The following is a 17,626-nucleotide window of genomic DNA, read 5'->3' on the forward strand; positions in this document are numbered from 1 at the left end:
TAATAGCTTAATAGCTTAATTCAGAAAAGTTATTCAGACTCAAACTCCCAGTAGTAAGACCATTTAATTCACTAAACGCAGACTAAATGAAGTGTAAATAGTAAATGAGAATCAATATAATTTTTAAAATCATTGTTGTTTTTTTGATTTCAGCTTCGGCTTCTGTTTTCGCAGAAACCGAAATGACATCTCAAAATACTTACCCCAAGACTTTCGTTAATGCGGATAGCTCACAGACAGTGATCCCATCTAAACCGACTCGAATCCTTTCTACCTCGGTGACGATTAGTGGGACGCTACTGGCTATTGATGCTCCTTTAGCCGCAACAGCACTCACTTATGAAGGGAAGTTTTTTAGTCAATGGGCAGATATTGCTGAACAGAGAAGCGTGGAAAAGGCATGGCCTGCCGGCAGCGTTGATTTAGAGTCTGCCTATATCTATGAACCTGATTTGATTGTTGTAGCATGGCGCGGTGGTGATTCGGCGAGAGATCAAATAGCTGAATTTAAGCAAATAGCACCAACCATTATTTTGGATTACACCGCACAATCATGGCAAGACTTGGCTTTGAGGCTTGGACAGGCGACAGGGTTAGAAGAACAAGCCCAACAAAAAATTAGCCAGTTTGAGTTGTTCGTTAACCAGAGTAAAAACAAGCTACAGATACCAGAAGGCGAAACCAATATTGTGGCGTATTTTGGACCTGGAGCTACCAATGCTATCGCTTTAGAGGATGGCGTTCATGCGGACTTGCTCACTGATCTTGGTTTTAAAATGGAAGTGCAAAATCGTCAATGGCATGACAACACCGTGCCTTTATCAGATTTTATGCGCGTCCACTTTGAACTGCTGACTCAACTTAAAGCCGATACGACATTTTTGCTAGAAGCGAGCGACGACAGCGCTAATCGATTCATGCATGACCCAATCTTGATCAACCTTCCGTCCGTCCAGAATAAACAAGTCTTTGGCCTAGGTGAGAATTCATTTCGTATCGATATGTATAGTGCCACTGAAATCGTTAACGACATTGTTCAGCTTTTTGAACGAGATACAAATGCAGGTTAATGGCTACAATGGGTAAAGGATGTCCGTAATGACAAGTATTGCTGGTCCTGCAGAAGCATTTGAACAGATAAGAAATGGACAACGACGACGATGGCTGATGGCGGGAGTCGTGTTGTTATTTTTTGCCTCGTGTTTTAGCCTTTTTATCGGCACGCATTACATATCGCCGGCAGTGACTTTGGATGCGATTTTTTCTTTTGATCCAACCAACAGTGATCATCTATTGGTTGTCCACCTTCGAATTCCACGCACCTTGTTAGCTTTAGTTATTGGCGGTGCGCTTGGTGTTGCAGGCGTTATCATGCAAAGCTTAACTCGTAACCCATTAGCAGATCCTGGGATACTCGGTGTCAATGCGGGGGCGACAGTTGCCATAGTCTCAGCGATAGCCTTTCTGGGCATCCATGATATGGCCTATGTGATGTGGTTTGGTTTACTTGGGGCGGCTGTTTCCGGAGCGGGTGTTTTTGCCCTTGCTGGGGTAAATAAAGGGGTTAACCCTGTAAGAGTTGTATTGGCGGGAACTGCTTTGTCGGTTGTGTTGCTTGCACTGACTCATATGATCACAATAAACAGCAATGAAATGGTGTTTGAACAATATAGACATTGGGCTGTGGGGTCATTTCAAGGGCGAGGTTACGATGTCTTGATCCCGGCTGCCATGTTAATAGCCATTGGATTAGTAATCGCATTTTCATTAAGTAAAGCCTTAGATACTGTCTCGTTAGGGGACGATATTGGTCACGCCTTAGGTGTTAACCCGATCAAAATATGGTGTTTTGCTTCTATTGCTATTGTGGTTTTAGCGGGGACCTCTACTGCGGCGGCTGGTCCTATCAGCTTTGTTGGTCTTACTGCCCCTCATATTGCAAGGATGGCGGCGGGGCCGGATCATAAATGGTTGATGCCTTTCTCTTTACTGATTGCATCCATTCTGGCGGTTGTCGCCGATGTGCTAGGCCGGATCGTCGGGTATCCCAATGAGATCAGTGTAGGTATTATGATTGCTCTAATCGGCGGGCCATTCTTTGTATTCTTAGTGAAACGTTGGAAGATATCTCTCCTATGATGATTGAGCCTTACACTCTTCAAAATTCTGGCTCGGGAAGTGTTGTACGCTTCGGTCAGTTTTCTTTCTGTTATCAACCGTCTCATATACTTATCGCTTTGATTTTGTTGATATCAGTTTGCGCTATTGCAACTTATTCCATGACATTGGGTAAGTTTAATATCTCGTTGCCTCAAGTGGCCGATATCATTCTTGGGGCTGGAGAGAGGGGCGTAAAAGATCGAATAATTCTTAACATAAGACTACCTAAGGTTCTTACTGCGGTCTTTGTTGGGGCTGCGTTAGGCATTTCTGGTGCGGTATTTCAATCGGTATCAAGAAATGCTCTTGGTTCTCCTGATGTCATTGGCTTTACAACGGGGGCTGCTACCGGGGCAATTGCTCAAATAGTTTTGTTTGAGCAAGGGGCTATCGAAGTGGCAATCGCGGCGATAGTCGGCGGAGTAATCACGGCTGTTATCGTTTACTTACTCGCGGTAAAAGCAGGAGTGGTTGGAGGGTATCGCTTAATACTCACTGGTATTGGGGTCGGGTCCATTTTGAGTGCGCTGAACAGCCTGATGTTAGTTAAGGGTAATTTAGACAATGCCATTTTGGCTAATCTATGGCTTGCAGGATCACTGCATGCTAGGACATGGACACATGTTTATCCTGTACTTATTGGGGTATTTCTCCTCCTCCCTTTTATGATGATACTAAAGCGTGCGCTTGCCATGATAGAGATGGGGGATGACATCGCAACTCAGCTGGGTATCCGAGTAGAGCGAGTCCGTCTTTCTATGATTTTCTTTGCTGTGGTCTTAGCCGCATTCGCGACAGGAGCTGCTGGGCCTATTGCCTTTATTGCCCTTGCTGCTCCTCAATTAGTTGGTCGATTGAGAAAGTCGCGAGCATTATCCTTGTTCTCCTCAGCTCTTATGGGCGCGTTGTTGGTCTTAACTGCGGATGTTTTAATTCAATGGTTGCCTTTTCAAGCAAGCGTGCCGATAGGCAGGATGACGGGTATTGTAGGTGGCATATATTTAATTTGGCTATTGACCCGATCTCGCCAGTTTTAAGCATAGGTACACATATCTCAATCAACACAAATGAGAATGCTTTACATTAAGCTTTGTTGGGAATAAAGTAAGCCACTGATTTTAATAAGCGTAGAGCTTAGAGCCTCCCCCAGAATACTTGTACTTTAAGGCAGCTTTAGCTTCAAAAAGGACAGTTCTGAATTCTTTCAGACAGGAGAAAGGAACATGATATTTAACTCGCATCACTCGAAGGAAAAGAGTGGATTTGGCAACGCAGTGACAGATTTTGAAGAACGAGTTTGGATGCACCATCAGCAGCATGAAGATTCTGCTCAATACTCAGCTGCTTACCGTCTAGCTGGGGAAGTCAACATTGGTCGCTTGGTTTCTTCGTTGAGTAAAATTTCTCAATTCGTCCCATCCCTTAATGTTTGTTATCAATTTGATGAGGATGCAGGTTTAGTTAAATTTCACGGTAATGAATTTTCTCAGACGATTAATATTGAAGCTGTTGATTCAGTTCAAGATGCTATTTCCCACCTGCAAGCTAATCAATCAACCCCTATAGCGCTGGAATCTCAGTCAGGAATCCAATTTACGGTTTACATTTGCGCAGAGCAAGATGTGGTGTTAGGTGTAGTTTCTCACCAAATTTTGAGTGGTGAAGTGTGCTGGAAAGAAATATTCGAAGTTGTGAGTGCTTTATATAATCATGGCCTTTGCACCATAGAGCAGAGAAAGCAGCCCACAGAGATAGGAGGTTTCACGCCAATTCAAAAGCTTGAAGCTCTTTCGACATCTTGTTTGCCATGGATTAAGCGTTCTACACAGGATATTGACTTAGTACAAACCGGTGTCAGTGAAAATGTTTGTTCGTATTTACAAGTATCAGTACCACGTAAGTTTACGACTTCTATTCAAAGAGAGACCTTCGAGAATCGCCTTGGTAGGACGATGAACGAAGTAGAAATCCTCTCAGCTACTGCGGTGCTGTTCGCTCGTTACATCACCGAGTCTAATGATCTCGATAGTCTTGATGTGTTCATGCCGGTTGATATCAGTCAGAAAAATCGAGAAATTAATGGCGCGATGATTGAGACTGGTTTGACTTATCTCTGTTTAGGGCAGCCAATTTCAGACTTAGGCCAAGCTGTTGGCGACCTTACTATGAGGCTAACCGCTGCTCAGTCTCAGACCATCGAGTCAACAGAGTTTTCTCAATCAGCAGCTTTAGTGACTTGGCTTGTAGATCCGGCTGACTATTTGTCACTTGATGATGTGGAGGCTGTGAAATTACCGACTGCACCGCTTCATCCGAAGTTTGAAATCTCTCTTGCGGTTGGCATTAACCGACAAGGTGCCCTGTCATTTGAGTTAGTTACGGGGGTAACGGTTTCTCCTCACTTAGGAGCGTTTCTATTTGAGCAATTTATTGCCTACATTGATGGTCAAAAAGTCACTAAACCTGCATTGGCAAAGCAGGATGTAAAAGCAGCACCGTTGGTGAATGAAAGTGCCGAGCCAGTTTCAATTTTTGAAAAGACAATACTCGCTGAATTTAGAGATGCACTTTCTATAGAAAGCATGAACAAAGACGATGACTTCTTTGATTTTGGTGGTCATTCGCTTATTGGTACTCGAGTCATTGGTCGCTTGTTGAAGGACCATGGGATTGAAGTGAGCATTGAAGACTTATTCACCTACCGAACTGCGACTGAACTGGCTAAGCACGCTAAGCCAATAACCCCCACGGTTATGCCGGCATCAGTTGAAGCATCAAGTCCCGTTTCTGAGATAAATTCTACTGCCGAACTCATTTTGGCTGAGTTTAAAGAGGCTTTAGTTTCGGATACGATGACCGCAACGGACGATTTCTTTGACTTCGGAGGGCACTCATTGATTGCAACTCGAGTTATTGGTCGATTACTGACTCACCATGGTATTGAAATCAGCATTAATGATCTTTTTGGCAACCCGACGGCTCAATCGCTTGCCGAACAAGCTGTGCCGAAAAGTACCGAGTTTCTTGAGTCTTCGGCATCTCTTACCGATGTTGGTTCTTCGCTTGCTCCATTGTCGCTCGCTCAGAATTCTCTGTGGAAGGCGATTCCCAAATACGCCAAATTTGGACTCAATACGATTTTTAACTTGCCGTTTGTTTTACGCTTTTTCGATGAATTGGATGAAGTGGCTTTTGGGGAAGCTTGCCGCGATATTCTAGTTCGTCATGCCACTCTAAGAAGCCATTTTTATGAACATGATGGTAATCCATGCCAACAAGTGGTTGATGTCAGTGACATCGGCAATTACAAATGGTTTTGGACTTCAGATGAATGTGAAATCGAAGATAGGGATGAGTTTCTTAAACAAGAGGCAATCCATCCCTTTGATTTAGAGAAGGAGTTCCCTCTTCGAGTAAGATTCATCCGTTGCAAGGATACGGGGCAGCAGTTCTTGTCCTTCTTGTTCCACCATATTGTTCAAGATGAATGGTCAGTGAATTTGATGATGGATGAGCTTAATTTAGCTTATAAACTGCGCGTTCAAGGTCAATCACCGGAATGGAGACATGAAGCTCTTCCAATGCACGAGTATGCTCGTATGCAGAGAGGTTCTGGAACACATCAGAAGCACCTCGATTATTGGTTGGATAATCTAAAAGATGTGCCGTGGTCTACCCCTATATTCCCTAAGAGTCACCCTTTATCAGAGAAGGCTGATCCTCAAGGGGCTAAAGGTGGTTGGGTTATCGTTGAAATTGAAGATAACGTAAGGGATGGGTTATATGCACTTGCCAAGCAGCAAAGCGCATCGCTATTCAATGTTGTTTATGCATCTATTGCAGCGGCACTCAATGTTGTTGGTGCACCCAATAAGCTCATAGTAGGAACCTCGGCTTCGGGCCGACAAGACGTTGAGTATTATGACACGATAGGTTACTTCACCACCGTAGTGGCGCATTTAGTGAATTTTGAACGCGTCCGTACGGTGGCTGAACTGGTAGCCCAAGTGAAACATACGATTAATGATTCTATGCCATATGGCGATATTCCTATCGACCTTATTGAAGAAGGTTTGGTTGGGGGGGATCCCGATGTGGATGGGCACATGTTCGAAGTCTTTATTCAACTTCACGCCAAAAGTAAATTTAGTGGTGCTTTTGAATTGTCTAATGGTGACAAAATCAACTTCCAGCAGGTTGATTCAGATCGAAGCGAATCTGGTTTAGGACTTCAGTTCGAAGTGTTAGAAGAAACCGTCAATGATGAGCAGGTGCTACGTGTAATGATGAGCTACCTTACTGAAAACTACAGTCAAGCTCAGGTTGATCTTCTGTGTGACACACTAAGAGCTCTGTTTGCAGAATTTGCTTTGAGCTCAAAGGGGGATCAGTTGCTCGAAGCAATTAAAGACCGCGTGGTTGAACCCGCAATGTTCTAAAACCGTAGGTAGATTACTCGTCCAAGAAACCATGCGTAACCTTGAGCAGCATCAAGTCTATTCTTGATGCTGCGCTTTCCCAAGTAACTGAATGGCTAGAGCTATTGAGTTAAGCAATCAAACAGCTAATTGGCTAAATAAGCAAATAGCTAAAGGTTACTTAGGGGATATTGTTTAACTTAAATGAATCAGAAGTTTATGAGCCTATCGACACCGGTTAAATCCAACATTACCTCTCGACTAAATGGAAATAACCTTAAACTTGCATACGATAATCGCGTTATTTGTGAAAATCTCGAACTTAATATTCCTGAAGGTAAATTTACGGTCATTGTCGGACCCAACGGGTGCGGAAAGTCTACCTTATTGAGAAGCTTGTGCCGCTTGTTGAAACCTTCTCAAGGTAAAATTTGTCTTGATGGTCAGAATATTCAAAAGGTGCCAGCTAAAGAGTTGGCGAGAGAGTTAGGGTTACTGCCGCAAAGCTCACAAGCTCCTGAAGGGATTCGAGTCGTTGATTTGGTGGCAAGAGGTCGCTACCCGCATCAAAAACTGTTTAAGCAGTGGAGCTTAGATGATCAAGAGGCGGTCTTTCAAGCGATGGAAGATACTGGTGTCACCGATTTGGCCGAGAGGCAGGTCGATGAACTCTCTGGAGGTCAGAAACAACGAGTTTGGATCGCCATGGTATTAGCGCAAAAGACACCGATAGTATTACTTGATGAGCCAACAACTTATTTGGACGTCGCACACCAGATTGATTTGTTGGAGTTGTTCCGTAGCCTCAATAGAGAAAAAAAACATACTATCGTTGCCGTGCTGCATGATTTGAATCAAGCCTGTCGTTATGCAGATCACCTGATTGCATTTGCTGGTGGAGAAATTGTCGCGCAAGGCGAACCTAAGTCTTTAATTGACGCCAAACTCGTTAAGCAAGTATTTGGCTTAGATAGCGTTATTATTGATGATCCTGTAAGTCATACTCCATTGATTGTGCCTCTGGGGAAGTAACTCGTATGACTTTTTTGTCAGGTTTGCAATTGCTCACCTTTGGCTCGCAAAATATTAAGGTTTGGCAGTACCACTTTGAACGACAAAGGTATACAGATTGCCTTTTTCAAGAACTTGACGTCGCGTTACCAAATGAAATGAAGCGTTCAGTAACTAAACGAAAAGCGGAGTTTATTGCCGGTCGCAGGGCGGCATTGCACGCATTACGCATTGAAGGGTGTGATTGCCTCGAACTGCCCATCGGTGAACACCGATCACCGGTTTGGCCCGAGGGTTGGATTGGAAGCATTTCTCATACCGATGATCTAGCGGTAGCGACGGTCAGTTCATTAAGTGACGTGAGCTTTGTTGGTTTGGATGTTGAAGAGCTCATCAACGAAAACCAGGTTATGTCACTCATGCCTATGTTTGTTAGCCCTCAAGAAATAAAGCACTTAGCCGGGACTCACCTTCCCATTCAATGGTTTGTCACCTTAGTGTTCTCTGCTAAGGAAAGTATTTTTAAAGCCATCTATCCCTATGTTAAGACTTATTTAGAGTTCAGCGACTCAAAGCTAATGAGTATCGATATGGATAAAGGCGAGGCACATTTTCAACTGTGTGAGCGCGGAGAAAAGGCGTTTGGCGAAGCACTAAATCTGTGTGTGTATTTCTTTTTTAAGCAAGGTAAAGTTTATACATTGGTACGCGAACCTCGCCAAGCTTGATTTGATCCAAGAAATTGTTTGTATATATTTCTAAGTCTTTTTGTACCTAAATGTGGACTATTGGCATTATTTTGGGCTCATGTGCCTTTTTCTTAAGATACATCTTGTTGATATCATTTATTTTTTCTAGCATGTAACTAAGAGAAATGGATTAGAGGCTCTAATGATAATCTGGTTACAACTCAAACGTTGGGTCAAAGCGAATATCTTTGTTTTGAATGGTAAAAACCTACTGTTTACTTTCCTCGGCTACGTGTTTTTATCGTGGTCGACATTGTATTTAGCGGGTGAAACGGACTTAACCAACTCGTTTACTACATTTGCATACTATTTAGTCGTGACGGCTTCTACGGTTGGTTATGGCGATTTGTCACCGACGACGGAAGCGGGGCGATGGATTGTTATTTTGTTTGTTATCCCTGGAGGGCTCAGCCTTTTCGCTGCTTTACTGGGTAAGGTGGCAACAGAAGGTGTTGAATATTGGCGAGCGGGCTTGTTAGGTAAAAGGAGAGTTAGAGTGGAAAACCACATTTTGATGTTGGGGTGGAATGAACAAAGAACCATTCATCTCATCCGTATGCTGCAACATGAAGAAACGGGCAAGCGACCAATCGTATTATGTACGCGTTCAGATATCGAAAATCCGTTACCCGGTGAGATCAATTTCGTTAAGGTAAACAGCTACACCGATGGTAAAGAGATGGAGAAAACGGGCATTGAGTCAGCCAGCTGTATTCTTATTGATAACCCCGAAGACGACATCACGCTGTCTGCAGCGCTTTATTGTGCGAACCGAAACCCTAAGGCTCATCTTCTGGTTTACTTTAAAGATGAGGCGTTGAGCGATTTACTGCATCAACATTGCCCAAACTCTGAATGTATTCCGGCAGTGGGTGCCGAAATGCTGGCTAAAGCTGCGGTTGATCCCGGTTCAAGTGCGCTTCATCAAGAGCTTTTAAGCTCAACTAGAGGTATGACACAGTATTCGACGTATTACCCTAAAGATGCCGAACCTGTAACCGTTGCGCCTATTTTCTCTGTATTCAAAGAGAAGTATAAAGCAACGCTGATCGCGATTGATACGGGGAGTGGTATAGAGCTTAATCCGGAGTTAGACCAAGTTGTCAGCAGCGGTACTAAGTTGTTTTACATTGCCGATGAGCGAATTGATCATTTCGATTGGAAAGGCTTTTAGACGGCTATTTAGTCTCTCCTGAAGCGAAAGAAGGCCTCATTGTGAGGCCTTCTTACTATCGTTCGAATATAGCGCAGCTTATTTCTTTTATATCTCTCGCTTTAGAGAGAATGGAAAATTATTGAGCTTCGGCTAATGCGATACCGCGTTGCGTTAACCCGCAAAGCATCACTGGCACAGCATTAAAGATCTCTTCAAATTGCTCAAGGCCTTCGATGCCTTGTTCTGCAAGCGTAGCAATGGAAGTTTCTGGATCGTAAAGCATGCTTAGTGAAAGCAACACGCCGCCGACCAATGCGTTGTCTTCGCTGTCTTCGGGCATCAGTGTTTCCCAATCATCACGGGCTATCTGCCAACCTTGAAGTAAGCCTTCACAAAAATCGCGAGCTGCTGTATTTACAACTTCTGCATCATCTAATTGACAAGCTTCAGGCCATACCCAAGTACCTTCGATCAGTTCTGGGCGGGTTTTGTTCCAAAGCGCGATGATAACTTCAATGTAGCTTTCCAGCTGTTCACCGTCGGTAAAAGGCGCGACTTCTTCGCCACCCCAAAGGAATGGCAGCCATTCATGAGGGGTTAACACATTTGGAGCGGCTGCCATTGCAGTGACAAAGCCCATGGTTTTGTGTTCTGTGATTAGCTTTCCTTCCAACTCTGGAAGCGCAAGAATATCTTGTAAAGTCAAAGTGAGGTACCGTAAAAGGGAACATATTTGTGCTTATAGTACCAATGAACTTGCGCCAATCAAGCTTCATCTAAAAACGCTTGATGTCATTAGTGATAAACACTAGGTTAAACAGAAAGAAAATAACAAGATAATTATGCAAATACGCTCGTCTCTCAAGAAAAAAAGTATGGTAGCGCTTGGTGTATACCTCGCAATGTTCATTGCCATTGTCGGTAGTGTGACGTATTACGTCGTAGAATCTCCTGTACGCGCTAAGTTGCAACAAAACCTCGACTTACGTACACAACTGTTATCGGAATTGATTACAGCACCCCTCGGCAGCTCTCAAGGTTTTGTTGATAGTTTGGTTGGTTTCGCTCAGGCGCAGCGCAGTGATACTGATGTTATACCGTTATTTATTAAGTCAATGTTGGCGGCGAGCGATGACACGATCGTCAGCGCAGGTATTTGGCCAGAACCGCATGCATTGGATTCTGATAAAATCCTTAACAGTTATTTTTTCAACAAAGCCGACGATGGTGATATTGACCAGCTCTTTTCTTATAACAACCCCAAAAATGCGCCTTATCAGAACGAATATTGGTATACATCTGTAGTAAACAAAGCGCAGGGTACCATTGCATGGAGCAATGTGTATATTGACCCATATACACATGTTCAAATGATCACAGCATCTTCACCTTACTATTACGATGGAACTTTTGCAGGTGTCGCGACGGTGGATCTCTCACTCGAAGAGTTGCTCGGCTTTATCAAGAACCATGCGGAAGAATACAACCTTGGTATTACTCTAAGAGACAAACTCAACCAAGTGTTGGTTTCTCATAACTTCAATCTCGTTGATGGGATTTATATTAGTAGTAACCAATTTGGAGAGTTTGGATGGCAAGTGGATGTCGTCAACTCAAAATCACGAGTAGCAGACGAAGTGTTTCGTCAGGTAATGAGCGTTGAAGGCGGTATTGTGCCGCTGTTGTTGTTGTGTGTCATGGCCGGTTATTACTTACTGAACCGCTATTTGATAAGCCCAATCACAACGATTGCCGCCCAAGTTGATAGTTCTAAAGCGGGCGAGATCATCGATGTTGACTACTCTAGTGATGATGAAATCGGACATTTGATCAAAACCTTCAACGAAAAAACCATCTATCTCGAAGCTGAGAAGGTTAAAGCTCAAGCATCAACCAATGCCAAAACGGCCTTTCTTGCGACCTTGTCACACGAAATTCGTACCCCGATGAATGGTGTATTAGGAACGGCTCAGATCTTACTGAAAACCCCTTTGAGCACAGAGCAAGAGAAGCATCTTAAGAGCCTGTATGATTCGGGTGATCATATGATGACGTTACTCAATGAAATTTTGGATTTTTCAAAGATAGAGCAGGGTCGGTTAGATCTGGATGAAACACGATTCCCGCTTGATTCAATCATAGGAAGTATCAACAGTGTCTATTACACATTGTCTTCCGAGAAAGGGCTTCAATTCAAAGTGTACTCCGAAGTGCCTTCTGGCCGTTGGTACTTCTCAGACAAAGCACGCCTTCGCCAAATTTTATTTAACCTCTTAAACAACGCAGTCAAGTTTACCTCTCGAGGCTTTGTCGAGGTGTATCTTAAAGAAGTCGTAGAGGGGAGTGACACCTACCTTAGTATTCGAGTTCGCGACACCGGTATTGGTATATCTAAAGAAGCACAAAAACGTATTTTTAAACCGTTTGAACAAGCTGAGTCTTCGACTACGAGACGCTTTGGCGGTACTGGTCTCGGGTTAGCGATTGTGAAGAAAATTGCCCAATTGATGGAAGGCAGTATTAGTGTCACCAGTGAAGAAGGGATAGGCACCAGCTTCGATGTTCGCTTGAAGATTAAGCCTTGCCAGCCTGGCGAAATAGAGAGCTTGCCACATAAAAAGTTAGATTACTCTGGCTTGAAGGTACTGATTGTCGAAGATAACCGAACCAATACAGTCATTATTGAAACTTTCATGAGCAGTAAAGGCTTTACTTGTAAGAGCGTCGAAAATGGTGAACTTGCGATACAAGCCGTGGTGGCTGAGCGCTTTGATTTGGTATTAATGGATAACCATATGCCAGTGATGGACGGCGTTGAATCAACCACTGCAATTCGAGCTTTGATAGGTGAGATATCATCGGTACTGGTGTTTGGTTGTACGGCTGATGTCTTTAAAGAGACTCGCGAACGTATGCTTGGTGCGGGTGTGGATTATATTATTGCCAAACCGATTGATGAGCGTGAGTTGGATGATGCGTTATTCCGCTATTCAAACAAGCTTTACCAATACCATGAAGTTAGAGCTAATGATCTTGATAGCCTAGATGTAGAAAAAAACGATTCGCAAAGTAACAGCGAGTCACTACCTAAACCTGATCTACGAAACAAAGATAACACAGAAGAGCTACTCGTCACGCTGTACGTTGCGCTCGAAGATAATAACTTAGCGCTGATTAAGTCTGCATTAGAGAGCTTGCGTGTTCATGCTGAACCTATGAATAATGCAAAGCTCACAGATCACGTCGATAAAGCTTTAGAGCAGGTTTCTCTCGGTTTCACTCCTGAACAAGAAATCATCAATAGCATTACGGTAAATCTTCCTATGGCATAGTTGTTGTTTAATTACGGAAATATAATAACAAATCGCTCGTTATTTGACCTTTGTGGGTTTTGTTGGTGGAAGTGACTGCTTTTAAAGTGGTTTTTGGTTGTTAATTTACAACTTTATTTTTAATTTGGAATGTATGACTGCTTATATTGTGATTTAATAGTGACATTATCTGGCTAGGTGTAATCTAGCCTTGTTTATGTGTTGTTAAATCACTAATTAAGTAGTGATATATTTTAGGTTTATCGTCAATGAAGTCTCGTGGTCCATTCTGTATTCGAAACGCAGCTGCGGATACATTCGCTATGGTCGTTTTCTGTTTTATTTCTGGAATGATTGTTGAAGTGTTTATTTCTGGTATGACGTTTGAGCAGTCTCTTGCTTCTCGAACGTTATCTATTCCGGTAAACATAGCTATCGCTTGGCCTTATGGAGTCTTTCGTGATTGGTTCTTGCGTAACGGCGCAAAGCTTTCACAAAGCTCATTGATGAAAAATTTGTCTGACTTGGTGGCGTACGTGTTATTCCAGTCACCTGTGTATGCCGGTATTTTATTGGCAGTAGGTGCTTCGAGCGACCAGATTGTTACGGCTGTCACCAGTAACGCTGTTATCTCATGTGGTATGGGCGTGCTGTACGGTTATTTCTTAGATATGTGCCGTAAATGGTTTAGAGTTCCGGGCTACTATCAACAAGCTTAAGAAAAGCAACAAGCGTAAGTACAACGATAGAATGAAATTTGGTTTGTTTTTGATCTAATGAGTTAATTTGTAATCGAACAAACTGAAAAAGGCACTTTTTTTGATAATGCCTCTTGACCAAAGCAAGCAGAATCAATAAAGTAGCGCCTCGTTGAGTGACAAGCTCAACACACAATTTGTGGAAGGATGGCTGAGTGGCTTAAGGCGCTCGCCTGGAAAGCGAGTATACGTTTATAGCGTATCTGGGGTTCAAATCCCCATCCTTCCACCACTATTCAAAACCCTAGCAGAAATGCTAGGGTTTTCTCGTTTTAGAGCACCTATATTTTATCTCTATCTCTAGCCCAATGTCCTTTGCCTAGTTATCACGCCTTCCAACGCTATTTATGACCACTTGCTTACTGTGATTGGTATTATACCAATCGTAGTAAATAACTGGTCACCCTAGCTTGTTAAAAACCTCGATAACTTCGTTAGAATTTTTGGTTGTAGAATAACTACTTATCGAAAAATTCTGCCTTGTTCTCAAGCTTTTTTCCTACGCTATGTTTGATCACTTATTTACTGTGATTGGTATTACTCAAGTGAAAGCCGAACAACACAGGTGCCATGTCATCGAAAATGTTTCGTTAAGCGGTTTAAAACAGGTTCTTTAAGCTCTTTCCATCTGTCTATCAAGAGTAGATCGAATAAACGAGCATGAGCCTTTAGCTGCCTTGAAGTGACTCGGTGCACAAGTTAGTAAGTGTAAATACGTTCTTGATAAAATGGGATACATGTTCGCAGCCAATTTGTGAGACGCTTGATCTAGTGTCAGTCGAATCACAAGGAAGTTGAATGCATCACTTTAATATCCGCGCTCTTGAGTATTTAAACGCGTTGTCTAAGTATGGCTCATTGCGTAAGGCATCCAAGATGATGAATGTTGACCCTGCTGCAATGAGCAGAATGCTGACCCAGCTCGAAGCGCAAGCGGAAATGAAAGTATGGGAGCGCAACAACCGCCAATCACTGTTGACTGAGGCGGGTAATGAACTGTTGCATTACTATCGTTCCATTGTTCGTGGAGAGGCTGCAGTGCTTACTCGACTAGCCAAGCTTAAAAACCTCAAAGGAGGCAGTGTCAGTATTGCCATCGGTGAAGGGTTTATTACCAACTTGGTGTCAAAGCCGATGCAAACCTTTATGACCCGTTATCCTGATATCAACCTTTCTATTGAAATTGCTGGGGCATTGGACGCGGTCAAGATGTTGGAAGATCAACAGATAGACTTCGCAATAACCTATGCTTCTGCTCCACATCCTAAGCTGCACTCCCACGTTGAACGTAGTCATCCGCTCGAATTGATTGCTCCGAAGGGGCACTTCCTTACGATGAAAGAAGCGCCAGTGGTAATGCAAGATATTCAAGACGCTTCTCTTGCCTTGATCGATAACTCGACCGGTATGGGGAGGCTGGTAAAGCAGGCTGAACAAATTTCCCACCTTACCTTGCAGCCAAAGCTTCAAACCAATTCGGTGACCGCACTGACTAACTTTGTATCAGCAGGATTGGGCGTCACCTTTATGCCTAAGCTCACTGTGATCGATGAAATAAAGTCAGGACAGATTGAAGTGGTTGCGACCGAGTTGGAGATGCTATCGAAGGCGACGGTTAAGGTTCAATCTTTAAAAGGCCGCGCACTCACGCTACAGGCCGAAACCTTGTTAGATTTCTTACTTGAAAACGCCACTTTCTTGAGTCATGACGCTTACAATATCTAAGAATAGTAGATTTACTTAGCGACTCCTTCTAAGCGTCCAAATACCGCCAATATCACAGTTCCAAACTGCCGAATTCGTTTTTAAGTTGAATTGAGTTTTTGTCAACGCACACTCTATTGATAAGTCAACATACGCGGAATAAGTTACAAATTATTAACGAAACGAGTTTTAGACTGACAGCTGTGTTCGACAGATTTTGGCTTTGTCGGGCATTAGGGGAAGAGAATGGAAGTTATTGTAATTGGTAGCGGTGTTATTGGGTTAACCAGTGCTTGGTACCTGGCGAAAGAAGGTCATACAGTGACGGTTATTGATCGTCAAGATAGCAGTGGCAAGGAAACCAGCTTTGCGAATGCAGGGCAAATTTCTTACGGATATTCTTCACCATGGGCGGCACCGGGGATTCCGTTGAAAGCAATGAAATGGCTTACCCAAGAGCATGCGCCTCTAAAAGTGAAGCCGTCACTTTCTCCTGAATTAGTTGCTTGGGCGACTAAGATGTTGGCCAACTGTAATGAAGCCAAGTACGCCATGAATAAGTCACGCATGTTAAGAGTGGCAAACTTCAGTCGAGAGTGTCTTACTCATCTAAGAACCAGTGAAGATTTAGCTTATGAGGGCAGGCAGAAAGGCACCTTGCAAGTATTCAGAAGCGAGAAGCAACTCGATGCTATTCAGCAGGATATGAAGCTATTAACAGAGAGTGGGATCGAACACTCGCTGTTTGATGTTGACCAGTGTCTGTCAGTGGAGTCGGGTTTAGCGGACGTCAAAGACAAGCTGGTGGGCGGCTTATACTTACCTCATGATGAAACCGGTGATTGCCATCAGTTCTGTTTAACCTTGACTGAGAAAGCCAAGCAACTCGGTGTTAGGTTCGTGTTTGATACTGAAGTGGTAAGTTTGAATCATCAGAATCAAGCCATTGAGACTATTACAACGACTCAAGGCGAGTTTAAAGCGGATGCTTACGTGGTCGCGTCAGGAAGCTATTCTCGAGAACTATTAAAGCAAGTCGACTTGTCTATACCGGTTTACCCAGTGAAAGGATATTCACTAACATTGCCTATCGTGAATGTAGATAAGTCACCGACTTCGACTGTTATGGATGAAACCTACAAGGTCGCGATGACGCGATTTGATGATCGTATTCGTATCGCGGGTACGGCAGAACTCGCTGGTTTTGACTACCTAATCCCAGAAAAACGCAAAGCCACGATTGATATGGTGATAAAAGATCTTTTCCCACAAGCGGGGGACTTTTCTAAGGCTGAATACTGGACTGGGCTAAGACCAATGACGCCAGATGGCACGCCTATCATCGGCAAGACGCCTATCAAAAATTTATTTACCAATACAGGTCATGGAACATTAGGTTGGACAATGGCATGTGGCTCAGGAAAGATCTTAGCAAGCATAGTCAGTGGCTCTGCCTGTGATATTAAATCTGATGACTTAAGTATCCATCGTTATTTGTAACAACATGATGTAGTGATGGTGAAAGTAACCCCATTCTAAGTTTTAGAATGGGGTTGTTTTTTCTGGGTGGGTATCGAAAGTTATCTGGTGGTGGTTTCTAGTACATGGGTAAATCTATCCCACGATTTCTGGTCAGCTTCTTGTTGATAGTTGTTTGAGCCGAATACGGTAAAGGCATGTGGCGCACCACTGTAGGTGATCATTTCATGCGGAACCTTGCTTGATTCAAGTTGAGCTGCGAGGCTTCCAAAGTCGTGCATTGAGATCATGGCGTCTGCTGTACCATGGAACACGACAACTGGAGCTTTTGTCTCAGAGTAGTCTTGTCCTTTAGGTGTCGATAAACCGCCATGGAAGGTGACATAAGCTTTCGATGGGATGCCAGCACGAGCGGCTTCTAAAACGGCTGCGCCACCAAAACAGTAACCCATTATCACGTTGTTATCTAAGTTACCACCAAGCCTTTTCGCTTCCATCGCTCCCGCATTAAGTAGTGCCCGCATTTTTTCTCTGTCTTTATACAACTCGCCTGTGTGTTGTTTTTTGTCTTTCACTTCGGTAGGGCGAATGCCTTTACCAAATAGGTCGATGGCGAACACGTTGTAACCGAGTTCGTTGAGCATCTCAGAACGTTTCTTTTCGTAATCAGTTAAGCCATCCCAATCGTGAATTAGCAGCACCAAAGGCGCTTGGTCACTGGCTTCACTCCAATAACCTTCGTAATCCATACCATCGACTTGGTAAGTGATGTTTTCTCCTGAAATCGCAGAGAAGGGCAGTAAAACTGAAAACAGGCCGAGCGTAGTGATTGTTCGCATGCGTGATTCCTTTCGATGACAATTGATGTTCCAATCGAAAG

The 17,626-nt window shown here is 43.5% G+C and carries 13 protein-coding genes and 1 tRNA gene; 12 read left to right on the forward strand and 2 right to left on the reverse strand.

The annotated features are described in order from the left end of the window. Positions 1-104: 104 nt before the first annotated feature. From fepB to AB4513_RS11255, 7 genes are all read left to right on the forward strand, one after another. Positions 105-1,070: a Fe2+-enterobactin ABC transporter substrate-binding protein gene (gene fepB, locus AB4513_RS11225; RefSeq protein ID WP_102257353.1), complete on the forward strand. Its 966-nt coding sequence runs from the start codon at positions 105-107 to the stop codon at positions 1,068-1,070. Positions 1,071-1,098: 28 nt separating this feature from the next. Beyond that, entirely contained in the window at positions 1,099-2,139 is a 1,041-nt protein-coding gene (locus AB4513_RS11230; protein ID WP_102257352.1) for an iron ABC transporter permease, read from the forward strand. After that, positions 2,136-3,197, forward strand: a complete 1,062-nt coding sequence (locus AB4513_RS11235; RefSeq protein ID WP_102257351.1) for an iron chelate uptake ABC transporter family permease subunit — start codon at positions 2,136-2,138, stop codon at positions 3,195-3,197. Before AB4513_RS11230 ends, AB4513_RS11235 begins: the two co-directional genes overlap by 4 nt. A gap of 186 nt (positions 3,198-3,383) precedes the next feature. After that, positions 3,384-6,599 carry a condensation domain-containing protein gene (locus AB4513_RS11240; RefSeq protein ID WP_102257350.1) on the forward strand — a complete coding sequence of 1,072 codons (3,216 nt, stop codon included), beginning with the start codon at positions 3,384-3,386 and terminating at the stop codon, positions 6,597-6,599. A 198-nt stretch (positions 6,600-6,797) separates the two neighbouring features. Further along, a complete protein-coding gene (locus AB4513_RS11245; RefSeq protein ID WP_009846403.1) occupies positions 6,798-7,610 on the forward strand; it encodes an ABC transporter ATP-binding protein in 813 nt (270 codons plus the stop codon). Between the two features lie 5 nt (positions 7,611-7,615). Continuing rightward, positions 7,616-8,317, forward strand: a complete 702-nt coding sequence (locus tag AB4513_RS11250) for a 4'-phosphopantetheinyl transferase (RefSeq protein WP_009846404.1) — start codon at positions 7,616-7,618, stop codon at positions 8,315-8,317. A 163-nt stretch (positions 8,318-8,480) separates the two neighbouring features. After that, entirely contained in the window at positions 8,481-9,512 is a 1,032-nt protein-coding gene (locus AB4513_RS11255; RefSeq protein ID WP_009846405.1) for a potassium channel family protein, read from the forward strand. A gap of 118 nt (positions 9,513-9,630) precedes the next feature. Here the strand turns inward: AB4513_RS11255 and AB4513_RS11260 are convergent, their stop codons facing one another. After that, a complete protein-coding gene (locus tag AB4513_RS11260; protein ID WP_009846406.1) occupies positions 9,631-10,200 on the reverse strand; it encodes a UPF0149 family protein in 570 nt (189 codons plus the stop codon). A 169-nt stretch (positions 10,201-10,369) separates the two neighbouring features. Between AB4513_RS11260 and AB4513_RS11265 the strand changes: the two genes are divergently transcribed. The 5 genes from AB4513_RS11265 to AB4513_RS11285 all read left to right on the forward strand — a co-directional run bounded on the left by AB4513_RS11265 (position 10,370) and on the right by AB4513_RS11285 (position 16,767). Continuing rightward, a complete protein-coding gene (locus AB4513_RS11265) occupies positions 10,370-12,826 on the forward strand; it encodes a hybrid sensor histidine kinase/response regulator (protein WP_009846407.1) in 2,457 nt (818 codons plus the stop codon). Positions 12,827-13,074: 248 nt separating this feature from the next. Then, positions 13,075-13,524, forward strand: coding sequence for an L-alanine exporter AlaE (locus AB4513_RS11270; RefSeq protein WP_009846408.1), 450 nt, complete (start codon positions 13,075-13,077; stop codon positions 13,522-13,524). A gap of 180 nt (positions 13,525-13,704) precedes the next feature. Further along, positions 13,705-13,795, forward strand: a tRNA-Ser gene (locus AB4513_RS11275). 566 nt (positions 13,796-14,361) lie between these two features. Further along, positions 14,362-15,288 (forward strand): LysR family transcriptional regulator, encoded by a 927-nt coding sequence (locus tag AB4513_RS11280; RefSeq protein WP_009846409.1) that lies wholly within the window; start codon positions 14,362-14,364, stop codon positions 15,286-15,288. A gap of 225 nt (positions 15,289-15,513) precedes the next feature. Next, complete coding sequence (locus AB4513_RS11285) at positions 15,514-16,767, forward strand: D-amino acid dehydrogenase (RefSeq protein ID WP_102257349.1); 1,254 nt, start codon at positions 15,514-15,516, stop codon at positions 16,765-16,767. A gap of 80 nt (positions 16,768-16,847) precedes the next feature. Here AB4513_RS11285 and AB4513_RS11290 read toward each other — a convergent pair whose 3' ends face one another. Beyond that, positions 16,848-17,585, reverse strand: a complete 738-nt coding sequence (locus tag AB4513_RS11290; protein WP_009846412.1) for a dienelactone hydrolase family protein — start codon at positions 17,583-17,585, stop codon at positions 16,848-16,850. Positions 17,586-17,626: the final 41 nt, after the last annotated feature.

The sequence above is a fragment of the Vibrio sp. 10N.222.54.E6 genome, from assembly GCF_041473955.1.
Taxonomy (GTDB): Bacteria; Pseudomonadota; Gammaproteobacteria; order Enterobacterales; family Vibrionaceae; genus Vibrio; species Vibrio tasmaniensis_A.

Excerpts from the sequence above, each read along its gene's own strand:
- AB4513_RS11240 (WP_102257350.1), top strand. The coding sequence starts at position 3,384 with ATGATATTTAACTCGCATCACTCGAAGGAAAAGAGTGGATTTGGCAAC.
- AB4513_RS11255 (WP_009846405.1), top strand. The coding sequence starts at position 8,481 with ATGATAATCTGGTTACAACTCAAACGTTGGGTCAAAGCGAATATCTTT.
- AB4513_RS11270 (WP_009846408.1), top strand. The coding sequence starts at position 13,075 with ATGAAGTCTCGTGGTCCATTCTGTATTCGAAACGCAGCTGCGGATACA.
- AB4513_RS11280 (WP_009846409.1), top strand. The coding sequence starts at position 14,362 with ATGCATCACTTTAATATCCGCGCTCTTGAGTATTTAAACGCGTTGTCT.
- AB4513_RS11290 (WP_009846412.1), bottom strand. The coding sequence starts at position 17,585 with ATGCGAACAATCACTACGCTCGGCCTGTTTTCAGTTTTACTGCCCTTC.
- AB4513_RS11250 (WP_009846404.1), top strand. The coding sequence starts at position 7,616 with ATGACTTTTTTGTCAGGTTTGCAATTGCTCACCTTTGGCTCGCAAAAT.
- AB4513_RS11230 (WP_102257352.1), top strand. The coding sequence starts at position 1,099 with ATGACAAGTATTGCTGGTCCTGCAGAAGCATTTGAACAGATAAGAAAT.
- AB4513_RS11285 (WP_102257349.1), top strand. The coding sequence starts at position 15,514 with ATGGAAGTTATTGTAATTGGTAGCGGTGTTATTGGGTTAACCAGTGCT.
- AB4513_RS11245 (WP_009846403.1), top strand. The coding sequence starts at position 6,798 with ATGAGCCTATCGACACCGGTTAAATCCAACATTACCTCTCGACTAAAT.
- AB4513_RS11265 (WP_009846407.1), top strand. The coding sequence starts at position 10,370 with ATGGTAGCGCTTGGTGTATACCTCGCAATGTTCATTGCCATTGTCGGT.
- AB4513_RS11235 (WP_102257351.1), top strand. The coding sequence starts at position 2,136 with ATGATGATTGAGCCTTACACTCTTCAAAATTCTGGCTCGGGAAGTGTT.
- fepB (WP_102257353.1), top strand. The coding sequence starts at position 105 with ATGAGAATCAATATAATTTTTAAAATCATTGTTGTTTTTTTGATTTCA.